This window comes from Enterobacter cloacae complex sp. P1B (assembly GCF_014982345.1).
Classification (GTDB): domain Bacteria; phylum Pseudomonadota; class Gammaproteobacteria; order Enterobacterales; family Enterobacteriaceae; genus Enterobacter; species Enterobacter bugandensis.
This window is the reverse complement of sequence record NZ_JADCLF010000026.1, coordinates 16,209-26,022: the sequence shown is the minus strand read 5'-3', so window position 1 is coordinate 26,022 and position 9,814 is coordinate 16,209. Positions and strand designations below refer to the sequence as shown.

Here is a 9,814-nt window from a genome sequence, read left to right as displayed (position 1 = left end):
GGGCGTTGTTGCTAAAGTTCTGGGCTAATTAATTATCCCTGAACAAAAAAGGACGCTTCGGCGTCCTTTTTTGTTTTCTGTACCTTTCCTTGTCACAAAATTTCGCATTTTTTACCCGCTCCCGGCCCGTATCCTGGCGTATGTGCTATTGTAATCATAACCATTCTCACTTACACTTTGCGCATATTTTGAACGGGAGTCTCTATGTACGTTTGTTTATGTAATGGTGTAAGCGACAAGAAAATTCGTCAGGCCGTTCGCCAGTTTCAGCCACAATCTTTCCAGCAGCTTCGCAAATTTGTTCCGGTGGGAAATCAATGCGGTAAATGCGTTCGCGCAGCGCGTGAGATCATGCAGGACGAACTGATGCAGATCCCGGAATTCAAAGAGATCGCGTAAGCCTCTATCTTTTTTTTGACATCCCCGTAGCCCGTTCTACGCTTCAATGAGTGGAAGCGGAGGGACTATATAATGAAAGGTGATGTTAAAATCATAAGTTATCTCAATAAATTATTGGGAAATGAGCTTGTCGCAATCAACCAGTACTTTCTTCACGCGAGAATGTTTAAAAACTGGGGTCTGACACGTCTGAATGACGTTGAGTACCATGAGTCTATAGATGAGATGAAACACGCCGATAAATACATCGAGCGTATCTTATTCCTTGAAGGCATCCCAAACCTGCAGGATCTCGGCAAGCTGGGCATCGGTGAGGATGTCGAAGAGATGCTGCGTTCTGACCTCCGGCTGGAGCTGGAAGGTGCGAAAGATCTGCGCGAAGCCATTGCTTATGCTGACAGCGTCCATGACTATGTGAGCCGCGATATGATGATCCAGATCCTTGCCGATGAAGAAGGCCACATTGACTGGCTGGAAACCGAGCTGGATCTCATTAGCAAAATTGGCCTTCAGAACTACCTACAGTCTCAGATCAAAGTGGAAAATTAATCAGATTTTCCCATCCAACGCATAAACCCGCTGCTGCCAGAAATGGTCCAAAAGGCAGTGGGTTTTTTAGTGCTCCTTTATCTGAGGTGAGAAATGAAAAAACAAGAATGCAAAGCAGCGCCATAAGCGCGGCGAGTAACGCCAGCGTAGGCAGTATGCACCAGCCATGCCACGCACCAAGTCCTGCCAGATACTTCACATCGCCATATCCCATTCCTTCCCGCCGGCAGATAAGCCGATAGCCCCAGTAAATCGTGGCAAAACCAAGATATCCAGCCACCGCTCCCATTACGGCACTCGGCAGAAAATCAGGATGGATAAAGACCTGGTAGAGCAGGCCCGTCCAGAGCAGCGGGCAGATAAATTTATCGGGCAGTAAACCGTCGCGAATATCAGCGCGTACGAGTAAGGCCGTCAGAGAAAAATAGATCATCAGGAAGGGGAGGGTGGTTAGCATGGAAAAGGCCTCAAAAGGTTTTGAGCGCATACTCGTTACAATCTGCCTGTCCGGCAATGCACAAAAACAGCAATTGCGTAGCGGCTTCAAATAAAAAATTCAGAAAGGATATACGGCGTAAAAAGTTGCGCAGTCCTACGCATACTGAGCCTTTGACGCTTAATTTCTAAACGGCACTTGCGTCTTTCTCTGATTTACGTATAATGCGCGGGCTTGTCGTAATTGACGGCGGGTTCAATCAGAACCAGAGTAGCTCATTTTGTTACTCAACAATGCTCCCAATTGGGGGGCTACGTAAGAACGGTTACACTCTCCCATCAATCGTAATGGGTTTGAGGAGTAATCATTTTCGTTTATAAAATAATTGGAGCTCTGGTCTCATGCAGAACCAAAGAATCCGTATCCGCCTTAAAGCGTTTGATCATCGTCTGATCGATCAATCAACCGCGGAAATCGTCGAGACTGCTAAGCGCACTGGTGCGCAAGTCCGTGGTCCGATCCCGCTGCCGACCCGCAAAGAGCGCTTCACCGTTCTGATCTCCCCGCACGTCAACAAAGACGCGCGCGATCAGTACGAAATCCGCACTCACAAGCGTCTGGTTGACATCGTTGAGCCAACTGAGAAAACCGTTGATGCTCTGATGCGTCTGGATCTGGCTGCCGGTGTAGACGTGCAGATCAGCCTGGGTTAATCAGGTCATCGAGCGATTGAGAGGTTGAAACAATGATTGGTTTAGTCGGTAAAAAAGTGGGTATGACCCGCATCTTCACTGAAGATGGCGTTTCTATCCCAGTAACCGTAATCGAAGTTGAAGCAAACCGCGTTACTCAGGTTAAAGATCTGGCTAACGATGGCTACCGCGCTATTCAGGTTACCACTGGTGCTAAAAAAGCTAACCGTGTAACCAAACCAGAAGCGGGTCACTTCGCTAAAGCTGGCGTAGAAGCTGGCCGTGGTCTGTGGGAATTCCGTCTTGCTGAAGGCGAAGAGTTCACCGTAGGTCAGGACATTAGCGTTGAGCTGTTTGCTGACGTTAAAAAAGTTGACGTAACCGGTACCTCTAAAGGTAAAGGTTTTGCTGGTACCGTTAAGCGCTGGAACTTCCGTACCCAGGACGCTACTCACGGTAACTCCTTGTCTCACCGTGTTCCGGGTTCTATCGGTCAGAACCAGACTCCGGGCAAAGTGTTCAAAGGCAAGAAAATGGCAGGTCAGCTGGGTAACGAACGTGTAACCGTTCAGAGCCTGGACGTAGTACGTGTTGACGCTGAGCGCAACCTGCTGCTGGTTAAAGGTGCGGTCCCGGGTGCAACCGGTAGCGACCTGATCGTTAAACCAGCTGTGAAGGCGTAAGGGGATAGCAATGGAATTAGTATTGAAAGACGCGCAGAGCGCGCTGACTGTTTCCGAAACTACCTTCGGTCGTGATTTCAACGAAGCGCTGGTTCACCAGGTTGTTGTTGCTTATGCAGCTGGTGCTCGTCAGGGTACTCGTGCTCAGAAGACTCGTGCTGAAGTAACTGGTTCTGGCAAAAAGCCATGGCGCCAGAAAGGTACCGGCCGTGCGCGTTCAGGTTCTATCAAGAGCCCGATCTGGCGTTCAGGTGGCGTGACCTTCGCTGCGCGTCCACAGGACCACAGTCAAAAAGTTAACAAAAAGATGTACCGCGGCGCGCTGAAAAGCATCCTGTCCGAACTGGTACGTCAGGATCGTCTGATCGTTGTCGAGAAGTTCTCTGTTGAAGCGCCTAAAACTAAGCTGCTGGCACAGAAACTGAAAGACATGGCTCTGGAAGATGTGCTGATCATCACCGGTGAGCTGGACGAGAACCTGTTCCTGGCCGCACGTAACCTGCACAAGGTTGACGTACGCGATGCGACTGGTATCGACCCGGTTAGCCTGATCGCCTTCGACAAAGTCGTAATGACTGCTGATGCTGTTAAGCAAGTTGAGGAGATGCTGGCATGATTCGTGAAGAACGTCTGCTGAAGGTGCTTCGCGCACCGCACGTTTCTGAAAAAGCGTCTACTGCGATGGAAAAAACAAACACCATCGTTCTCAAAGTTGCTAAAGACGCGACCAAAGCAGAGATCAAAGCTGCTGTGCAGAAACTGTTTGAAGTCGAAGTCGAAGTCGTTAACACCCTGGTAGTTAAAGGGAAAGTTAAACGTCACGGACAGCGTATCGGTCGTCGTAGCGACTGGAAAAAAGCTTACGTCACCCTGAAAGAAGGCCAGAACCTGGACTTCGTTGGCGGCGCTGAGTAAGTCGGAGGAGTAATACAATGGCAGTTGTTAAATGTAAACCGACATCTCCGGGTCGTCGCCACGTAGTTAAAGTGGTTAACCCTGAGCTGCACAAGGGCAAACCTTTTGCTCCGTTGCTGGAAAAAAACAGCAAATCCGGTGGTCGTAACAACAATGGCCGTATCACCACTCGTCACATCGGTGGTGGCCACAAGCAGGCTTATCGTATTGTTGACTTCAAACGCAACAAAGACGGTATCCCAGCAGTTGTTGAACGTCTTGAGTACGATCCGAACCGTTCCGCGAACATCGCGCTGGTTCTGTACAAAGACGGCGAACGCCGTTACATCCTGGCCCCTAAAGGCCTGAAAGCTGGCGACCAGATTCAGTCTGGCGTTGATGCTGCAATCAAAGCAGGCAACACCCTGCCAATGCGCAATATCCCGGTTGGTTCTACCGTTCATAACGTAGAAATGAAACCAGGTAAAGGCGGTCAGCTGGCACGTTCCGCTGGTACTTACGTTCAGATCGTTGCGCGTGACGGTGCTTATGTCACCCTGCGTCTGCGTTCTGGTGAAATGCGTAAAGTCGAAGCAGACTGCCGCGCTACTCTGGGCGAAGTTGGCAATGCTGAGCATATGCTGCGCGTTCTGGGTAAAGCTGGTGCTGCACGCTGGCGTGGTGTTCGTCCTACCGTTCGCGGTACTGCGATGAACCCAGTCGACCACCCACATGGTGGTGGTGAAGGTCGTAACTTTGGTAAGCACCCGGTAACTCCGTGGGGCGTTCAGACCAAAGGTAAGAAGACCCGCAGCAACAAGCGTACTGATAAATTTATCGTACGTCGCCGTAGCAAATAATTTTAGAGGATAAGCCATGCCACGTTCTCTCAAGAAAGGTCCTTTTATTGACCTGCACTTGCTGAAGAAGGTAGAGAAAGCGGTGGAAAGCGGAGACAAGAAGCCCCTGCGCACTTGGTCCCGTCGTTCAACGATCTTTCCTAACATGATCGGTTTGACCATCGCTGTCCATAATGGTCGTCAGCACGTTCCAGTCTTTGTTACCGACGAAATGGTTGGTCACAAACTGGGTGAATTCGCACCGACTCGTACTTATCGCGGCCACGCTGCTGATAAAAAAGCGAAGAAGAAATAAGGTAGGAGGAAGAGATGGAAACTTTAGCTCAACATCGCCATGCTCGTTCTTCTGCACAGAAGGTTCGCCTTGTTGCTGACCTGATTCGCGGTAAGAAAGTGTCGCAGGCCCTGGACATCCTGACCTATACCAACAAGAAAGCTGCGGTATTGGTCAAGAAAGTACTGGAATCTGCCATTGCTAACGCTGAACACAACGATGGCGCTGACATCGACGATCTGAAAGTCGCGAAAATTTTCGTAGATGAAGGCCCAAGCATGAAGCGCATTATGCCGCGTGCGAAAGGTCGTGCAGATCGCATCCTGAAGCGCACCAGCCACATTACTGTGGTTGTGTCCGATCGCTGAGACTCTGGAGACTAGCAATGGGTCAGAAAGTACATCCTAATGGTATTCGCCTGGGTATTGTAAAACCATGGAACTCTACCTGGTTTGCGAACACCAAAGAATTCGCTGACAACCTGGACAGCGATTTTAAAGTACGTCAGTACCTGACTAAGGAACTGGCTAAAGCGTCTGTATCTCGTATCGTTATCGAGCGTCCAGCGAAGAGCATCCGTGTGACTATTCACACTGCTCGTCCTGGCATCGTTATCGGTAAGAAAGGCGAAGACGTAGAAAAACTGCGCAAGGTCGTAGCGGATATCGCTGGCGTTCCTGCACAGATCAATATCGCTGAAGTTCGTAAGCCTGAACTGGACGCTAAATTGGTTGCTGACAGCATCACTTCTCAGCTGGAACGTCGTGTTATGTTCCGTCGTGCTATGAAGCGTGCTGTACAGAACGCAATGCGTCTGGGCGCTAAAGGTATCAAAGTTGAAGTTAGCGGCCGTCTGGGCGGCGCGGAAATCGCACGTACCGAATGGTACCGTGAAGGTCGCGTACCGCTGCACACTCTGCGTGCTGACATCGACTACAACACCTCTGAAGCGCACACCACTTACGGTGTAATCGGCGTTAAGGTATGGATCTTCAAAGGTGAGATCCTGGGTGGTATGGCTGCTGTTGAACAACCGGAAAAACCGGCTGCTCAACCTAAAAAGCAGCAGCGTAAAGGCCGTAAATAAGGAGCGTCGCTGATGTTACAACCAAAGCGTACAAAATTCCGTAAAGTGCACAAAGGCCGCAACCGTGGTCTGGCGCAGGGTACGGATGTTAGCTTCGGCACTTTCGGTCTGAAAGCTGTTGGCCGTGGTCGTCTGACTGCACGTCAGATCGAAGCAGCACGTCGTGCAATGACCCGTGCAGTTAAGCGTCAAGGTAAGATCTGGATCCGTGTATTCCCGGACAAACCGATCACCGAGAAGCCACTGGAAGTTCGTATGGGTAAAGGTAAAGGTAACGTGGAGTACTGGGTTGCCTTGATCCAACCGGGCAAAGTCCTTTATGAAATGGACGGTGTTCCGGAAGAGCTGGCCCGTGAAGCCTTCGGCCTGGCAGCAGCGAAACTGCCTATCAAAACCACCTTTGTAACTAAGACGGTGATGTAATGAAAGCAAAAGAGCTGCGTGAAAAAAGCGTTGAAGAGCTGAACGCTGAGCTGCTGAACCTGCTGCGTGAGCAGTTCAACCTGCGCATGCAGGCTGCAAGTGGCCAGCTGCAACAGACTCACCTGCTGAAGCAAGTGCGTCGCAATGTTGCACGCGTTAAGACTTTACTGACTCAGAAGGCGGGTGCGTAATGACCGATAAAATCCGTACTCTGCAAGGTCGTGTTGTTAGCGACAAAATGGAGAAATCCATTGTTGTAGCTATCGAACGTATTGTGAAACACCCGATCTACGGTAAATTCATCAAGCGTACGACCAAACTGCACGTACATGACGAGAACAACGAATGTGGTATCGGCGACAAGGTTGAAATCCGTGAATGCCGTCCACTGTCCAAGACTAAGTCCTGGACGCTGGTTCGCGTTGTAGAGAAAGCGGTTCTGTAATACAGTACGCCTTCTCAATACGAATAAACGGCTCAGCGATGAGCCGTTTATTTTTTCTACCCATATTGCAGAAGCGGTGTTATAATGCCGCGCCCTCGATATGGGGCTTTTTAACGGCTCTGATTTTAGAGTCTCAGGTAGTAGTTGACATTAGCGGAGCACTAAAATGATCCAAGAACAGACTATGCTGAACGTCGCCGACAACTCCGGTGCACGTCGCGTAATGTGTATCAAGGTTCTGGGTGGCTCGCACCGTCGCTACGCAGGCGTAGGCGACATCATCAAGATCACCATCAAGGAAGCAATTCCACGTGGTAAGGTCAAAAAAGGTGATGTGCTGAAGGCGGTAGTGGTGCGCACCAAGAAGGGTGTTCGTCGCCCTGACGGTTCTGTCATTCGCTTCGATGGTAATGCATGCGTTATTTTAAACAATAACAGCGAGCAGCCTATCGGCACGCGTATCTTTGGGCCGGTAACTCGTGAACTTCGTACTGAGAAGTTCATGAAAATTATCTCTCTGGCACCAGAAGTACTCTAAGGAGCGAATCATGGCAGCGAAAATCCGTCGTGATGACGAAGTTATCGTGTTAACCGGTAAAGATAAAGGTAAACGCGGTAAAGTAAAAAATGTTCTGTCTTCCGGCAAACTTGTCGTTGAAGGTATCAACCTGGTTAAAAAACATCAGAAGCCGGTTCCGGCCCTGAACCAACCAGGCGGCATCGTTGAAAAAGAAGCTGCTATTCAGGTTTCTAACGTTGCAATCTTCAATGCGGCTACCGGTAAGGCTGACCGTGTAGGCTTTAGATTCGAAGACGGCAAAAAAGTCCGTTTCTTCAAGTCTAACAGCGAAACTATCAAGTAATTTGGAGTAGTACGATGGCGAAACTGCATGATTACTACAAAGACGAAGTAGTTAAGAAACTCATGACCGAGTTTAACTACAATTCTGTCATGCAAGTCCCTCGGGTCGAGAAGATCACCCTGAACATGGGTGTTGGTGAAGCGATCGCTGACAAGAAACTGCTGGATAACGCAGCAGCTGATCTGACAGCAATCTCCGGTCAAAAACCGCTGATCACCAAAGCACGCAAATCTGTTGCAGGCTTCAAAATCCGTCAGGGCTATCCGATCGGCTGTAAAGTAACTCTGCGTGGCGAACGCATGTGGGAGTTCTTTGAGCGCCTGATCACTATTGCTGTTCCACGTATCCGTGACTTCCGTGGCCTGTCCGCGAAGTCTTTCGACGGTCGTGGTAACTACAGCATGGGTGTCCGTGAGCAGATCATCTTCCCAGAAATCGACTACGATAAAGTCGACCGCGTGCGTGGTTTGGATATTACCATTACCACTACTGCGAAATCTGACGAAGAAGGCCGTGCTCTGCTGGCTGCCTTTGACTTCCCGTTCCGCAAGTAAGGTAGGGTTACTGAATGGCTAAGCAATCAATGAAAGCACGCGAAGTAAAGCGCGTAGCTTTAGCTGATAAATTCTTCGCTAAACGCGCTGAACTGAAAGCGATCATTTCTGATGTGAACGCTTCCGACGAAGATCGTTGGAATGCGGTTCTCAAGCTGCAGTCTCTGCCGCGTGATTCCAGCCCGTCTCGTCAGCGTAACCGCTGTCGTCAAACAGGTCGTCCACATGGTTATGTGGGCAAGTTTGGGTTGAGCCGTATCAAACTGCGTGAAGCCGCCATGCGCGGTGAAGTGCCAGGCTTGAAAAAGGCTAGCTGGTAATTACCAATTGAATCACGGGAGTAAAGACAGATGAGCATGCAAGATCCGATCGCGGATATGCTGACCCGTATCCGTAACGGTCAGGCCGCGAACAAAGTTGCGGTCACCATGCCTTCCGCCAAGCTGAAAGTGGCAATTGCCAACGTGCTGAAGGAAGAAGGTTTTATCGAAGATTTTAAAGTTGAAGGCGACACCAAGCCGGAACTGGAACTTACTCTCAAGTATTTCCAGGGTAAAGCTGTTGTAGAAAGCATTCAGCGTGTCAGCCGCCCAGGTCTGCGCATCTATAAGAAAAAAGATGAGCTGCCAAAAGTTATGGCTGGCCTTGGTATCGCAGTTGTTTCTACCTCTAAAGGTGTTATGACTGATCGTGCAGCGCGCCAGGCTGGTCTTGGTGGCGAAATTATCTGCTACGTAGCCTAATCGGAGGAAAGAATGTCTCGTGTTGCTAAAGCACCGGTCGTTATTCCTGCCGGCGTTGATGTAAAAATCGACGGTCAGGTTATTACGATCAAAGGTAAAAACGGCGAGCTGACTCGTACCCTCAACAAAGCTGTTGAAGTTAAACATGCAGATAACGCTCTGACCTTCGGTCCACGTGATGGTTTCGTGGATGGATGGGCTCAGGCTGGTACCGCGCGTGCCCTGCTGAACTCAATGGTTGTTGGTGTTACCGAAGGCTTCACTAAAAAGCTTCAGCTGGTTGGTGTAGGTTATCGTGCAGCTATCAAAGGGAATGCAGTAGGCCTGTCTCTGGGCTTCTCACACCCTGTTGAGCATCCGCTGCCGGCCGGTATCACTGCAGAATGTCCGACTCAAACTGAAATCGTGCTGAAAGGCGCTGATAAACAGCTGATCGGTCAGGTTGCAGCAGATCTGCGCGCCTACCGTCGTCCTGAGCCTTACAAAGGCAAGGGTGTTCGTTACGCCGACGAAGTCGTGCGTACCAAAGAGGCTAAGAAGAAGTAAGGTAACACTATGGATAAGAAATCTGCTCGTATCCGTCGTGCGACCCGCGCACGCCGCAAGCTCAAAGAGCTGGGTGCAACTCGCCTGGTGGTACATCGTACCCCGCGTCATATTTACGCACAGGTAATTGCACCGAACGGTTCTGAAGTTCTGGTAGCTGCTTCTACTGTAGAAAAAGCTATCTCAGAACAATTGAAGTACACCGGTAACAAAGACGCCGCTGCAGCTGTAGGTAAAGCTGTTGCAGAACGCGCTCTGGAAAAAGGCATCAGCAATGTTTCCTTTGACCGTTCCGGGTTCCAATATCATGGTCGTGTCCAGGCACTGGCAGATGCTGCCCGTGAAGCTGGCCTTCAGTTCTAAGGT

21 protein-coding genes are annotated in these 9,814 nt (G+C 50.0%); 20 read left to right on the top strand and 1 reads right to left on the bottom strand.

Features of this window, described 5'->3' with window-relative positions:
• Positions 1–204 precede the first annotated feature (204 nt).
• Together bfd and bfr are read left to right on the top strand one after the other, a co-directional pair.
• Positions 205–399: a bacterioferritin-associated ferredoxin gene (bfd, locus tag INF77_RS22990; protein ID WP_003863268.1), complete on the top strand. Its 195-nt coding sequence runs from the start codon at positions 205–207 to the stop codon at positions 397–399.
• Positions 400–471: 72 nt separating this feature from the next.
• Positions 472–948 carry a bacterioferritin gene (gene bfr / locus INF77_RS22985; protein ID WP_028014636.1) on the top strand — a complete coding sequence of 159 codons (477 nt, stop codon included), beginning with the start codon at positions 472–474 and terminating at the stop codon, positions 946–948.
• Here the strand turns inward: bfr and INF77_RS22980 are convergent.
• Complete coding sequence (locus tag INF77_RS22980) at positions 932–1,405, bottom strand: A24 family peptidase (protein WP_047366820.1); 474 nt, start codon at positions 1,403–1,405, stop codon at positions 932–934. The two genes, bfr and INF77_RS22980, sit on opposite strands and share 17 nt — an antisense overlap.
• 380 nt (positions 1,406–1,785) lie before the next feature.
• Between INF77_RS22980 and rpsJ the strand changes: the two genes are divergently transcribed.
• From rpsJ to rplR, 18 genes are all read left to right on the top strand, one after another.
• A complete protein-coding gene (gene rpsJ, locus INF77_RS22975; protein ID WP_001181005.1) occupies positions 1,786–2,097 on the top strand; it encodes a 30S ribosomal protein S10 in 312 nt (103 codons plus the stop codon).
• A gap of 32 nt (positions 2,098–2,129) precedes the next feature.
• Positions 2,130–2,759, top strand: coding sequence for a 50S ribosomal protein L3 (gene rplC / locus INF77_RS22970; RefSeq protein WP_003863274.1), 630 nt, complete (start codon positions 2,130–2,132; stop codon positions 2,757–2,759).
• A gap of 10 nt (positions 2,760–2,769) precedes the next feature.
• Positions 2,770–3,375 carry a 50S ribosomal protein L4 gene (gene rplD / locus INF77_RS22965; RefSeq protein WP_000424395.1) on the top strand — a complete coding sequence of 202 codons (606 nt, stop codon included), beginning with the start codon at positions 2,770–2,772 and terminating at the stop codon, positions 3,373–3,375.
• Positions 3,372–3,674 (top strand): 50S ribosomal protein L23, encoded by a 303-nt coding sequence (rplW, locus tag INF77_RS22960; protein WP_000617546.1) that lies wholly within the window; start codon positions 3,372–3,374, stop codon positions 3,672–3,674. Before rplD ends, rplW begins: the two co-directional genes overlap by 4 nt.
• A gap of 17 nt (positions 3,675–3,691) precedes the next feature.
• On the top strand, positions 3,692–4,513 hold the full coding sequence (gene rplB / locus INF77_RS22955) for a 50S ribosomal protein L2 (RefSeq protein WP_000301859.1): 822 nt from the start codon (positions 3,692–3,694) through the stop codon (positions 4,511–4,513).
• A gap of 16 nt (positions 4,514–4,529) precedes the next feature.
• Positions 4,530–4,808, top strand: coding sequence for a 30S ribosomal protein S19 (rpsS, locus tag INF77_RS22950; protein ID WP_001138117.1), 279 nt, complete (start codon positions 4,530–4,532; stop codon positions 4,806–4,808).
• Between the two features lie 14 nt (positions 4,809–4,822).
• Positions 4,823–5,155, top strand: coding sequence for a 50S ribosomal protein L22 (gene rplV, locus INF77_RS22945; protein WP_002919773.1), 333 nt, complete (start codon positions 4,823–4,825; stop codon positions 5,153–5,155).
• Positions 5,156–5,172: 17 nt separating this feature from the next.
• The gene (gene rpsC, locus INF77_RS22940) at positions 5,173–5,874 is read left to right on the top strand and encodes a 30S ribosomal protein S3 (protein WP_000529945.1); all 702 of its coding nucleotides are present in this window, start codon (positions 5,173–5,175) and stop codon (positions 5,872–5,874) included.
• 12 nt (positions 5,875–5,886) lie between these two features.
• On the top strand, positions 5,887–6,297 hold the full coding sequence (gene rplP, locus INF77_RS22935; RefSeq protein WP_002919759.1) for a 50S ribosomal protein L16: 411 nt from the start codon (positions 5,887–5,889) through the stop codon (positions 6,295–6,297).
• Positions 6,297–6,488: a 50S ribosomal protein L29 gene (rpmC, locus tag INF77_RS22930; RefSeq protein ID WP_003863282.1), complete on the top strand. Its 192-nt coding sequence runs from the start codon at positions 6,297–6,299 to the stop codon at positions 6,486–6,488. The genes rplP and rpmC overlap by 1 nt, the downstream gene beginning before the upstream one ends.
• A complete protein-coding gene (gene rpsQ, locus INF77_RS22925) occupies positions 6,488–6,742 on the top strand; it encodes a 30S ribosomal protein S17 (protein ID WP_008503489.1) in 255 nt (84 codons plus the stop codon). The genes rpmC and rpsQ overlap by 1 nt, the downstream gene beginning before the upstream one ends.
• 166 nt (positions 6,743–6,908) lie before the next feature.
• On the top strand, positions 6,909–7,280 hold the full coding sequence (gene rplN / locus INF77_RS22920) for a 50S ribosomal protein L14 (RefSeq protein WP_002919748.1): 372 nt from the start codon (positions 6,909–6,911) through the stop codon (positions 7,278–7,280).
• A gap of 10 nt (positions 7,281–7,290) precedes the next feature.
• Positions 7,291–7,605 carry a 50S ribosomal protein L24 gene (gene rplX / locus INF77_RS22915; protein ID WP_003863287.1) on the top strand — a complete coding sequence of 105 codons (315 nt, stop codon included), beginning with the start codon at positions 7,291–7,293 and terminating at the stop codon, positions 7,603–7,605.
• Between the two features lie 14 nt (positions 7,606–7,619).
• The gene (rplE, locus tag INF77_RS22910) at positions 7,620–8,159 is read left to right on the top strand and encodes a 50S ribosomal protein L5 (protein ID WP_001096202.1); all 540 of its coding nucleotides are present in this window, start codon (positions 7,620–7,622) and stop codon (positions 8,157–8,159) included.
• A gap of 14 nt (positions 8,160–8,173) precedes the next feature.
• Positions 8,174–8,479 (top strand): 30S ribosomal protein S14, encoded by a 306-nt coding sequence (gene rpsN / locus INF77_RS22905; RefSeq protein WP_003863291.1) that lies wholly within the window; start codon positions 8,174–8,176, stop codon positions 8,477–8,479.
• Positions 8,480–8,509: 30 nt separating this feature from the next.
• Complete coding sequence (gene rpsH / locus INF77_RS22900) at positions 8,510–8,902, top strand: 30S ribosomal protein S8 (RefSeq protein WP_006178918.1); 393 nt, start codon at positions 8,510–8,512, stop codon at positions 8,900–8,902.
• A gap of 12 nt (positions 8,903–8,914) precedes the next feature.
• A complete protein-coding gene (gene rplF, locus INF77_RS22895) occupies positions 8,915–9,448 on the top strand; it encodes a 50S ribosomal protein L6 (protein ID WP_003863296.1) in 534 nt (177 codons plus the stop codon).
• Between the two features lie 9 nt (positions 9,449–9,457).
• Entirely contained in the window at positions 9,458–9,811 is a 354-nt protein-coding gene (gene rplR / locus INF77_RS22890; protein WP_003863297.1) for a 50S ribosomal protein L18, read from the top strand.
• Positions 9,812–9,814: the final 3 nt, after the last annotated feature.

Excerpts from the sequence above, each read along its gene's own strand:
- rpsQ (WP_008503489.1), top strand. The coding sequence starts at position 6,488 with ATGACCGATAAAATCCGTACTCTGCAAGGTCGTGTTGTTAGCGACAAA.
- rplP (WP_002919759.1), top strand. The coding sequence starts at position 5,887 with ATGTTACAACCAAAGCGTACAAAATTCCGTAAAGTGCACAAAGGCCGC.
- rplC (WP_003863274.1), top strand. The coding sequence starts at position 2,130 with ATGATTGGTTTAGTCGGTAAAAAAGTGGGTATGACCCGCATCTTCACT.
- rpsC (WP_000529945.1), top strand. The coding sequence starts at position 5,173 with ATGGGTCAGAAAGTACATCCTAATGGTATTCGCCTGGGTATTGTAAAA.
- rplN (WP_002919748.1), top strand. The coding sequence starts at position 6,909 with ATGATCCAAGAACAGACTATGCTGAACGTCGCCGACAACTCCGGTGCA.
- rplR (WP_003863297.1), top strand. The coding sequence starts at position 9,458 with ATGGATAAGAAATCTGCTCGTATCCGTCGTGCGACCCGCGCACGCCGC.
- rplW (WP_000617546.1), top strand. The coding sequence starts at position 3,372 with ATGATTCGTGAAGAACGTCTGCTGAAGGTGCTTCGCGCACCGCACGTT.
- rplB (WP_000301859.1), top strand. The coding sequence starts at position 3,692 with ATGGCAGTTGTTAAATGTAAACCGACATCTCCGGGTCGTCGCCACGTA.
- rplV (WP_002919773.1), top strand. The coding sequence starts at position 4,823 with ATGGAAACTTTAGCTCAACATCGCCATGCTCGTTCTTCTGCACAGAAG.
- bfr (WP_028014636.1), top strand. The coding sequence starts at position 472 with ATGAAAGGTGATGTTAAAATCATAAGTTATCTCAATAAATTATTGGGA.
- rplF (WP_003863296.1), top strand. The coding sequence starts at position 8,915 with ATGTCTCGTGTTGCTAAAGCACCGGTCGTTATTCCTGCCGGCGTTGAT.
- rpsN (WP_003863291.1), top strand. The coding sequence starts at position 8,174 with ATGGCTAAGCAATCAATGAAAGCACGCGAAGTAAAGCGCGTAGCTTTA.
- rpsS (WP_001138117.1), top strand. The coding sequence starts at position 4,530 with ATGCCACGTTCTCTCAAGAAAGGTCCTTTTATTGACCTGCACTTGCTG.
- INF77_RS22980 (WP_047366820.1), bottom strand. The coding sequence starts at position 1,405 with ATGCTAACCACCCTCCCCTTCCTGATGATCTATTTTTCTCTGACGGCC.
- rplX (WP_003863287.1), top strand. The coding sequence starts at position 7,291 with ATGGCAGCGAAAATCCGTCGTGATGACGAAGTTATCGTGTTAACCGGT.
- rpsJ (WP_001181005.1), top strand. The coding sequence starts at position 1,786 with ATGCAGAACCAAAGAATCCGTATCCGCCTTAAAGCGTTTGATCATCGT.
- bfd (WP_003863268.1), top strand. The coding sequence starts at position 205 with ATGTACGTTTGTTTATGTAATGGTGTAAGCGACAAGAAAATTCGTCAG.
- rplD (WP_000424395.1), top strand. The coding sequence starts at position 2,770 with ATGGAATTAGTATTGAAAGACGCGCAGAGCGCGCTGACTGTTTCCGAA.
- rpmC (WP_003863282.1), top strand. The coding sequence starts at position 6,297 with ATGAAAGCAAAAGAGCTGCGTGAAAAAAGCGTTGAAGAGCTGAACGCT.
- rplE (WP_001096202.1), top strand. The coding sequence starts at position 7,620 with ATGGCGAAACTGCATGATTACTACAAAGACGAAGTAGTTAAGAAACTC.
- rpsH (WP_006178918.1), top strand. The coding sequence starts at position 8,510 with ATGAGCATGCAAGATCCGATCGCGGATATGCTGACCCGTATCCGTAAC.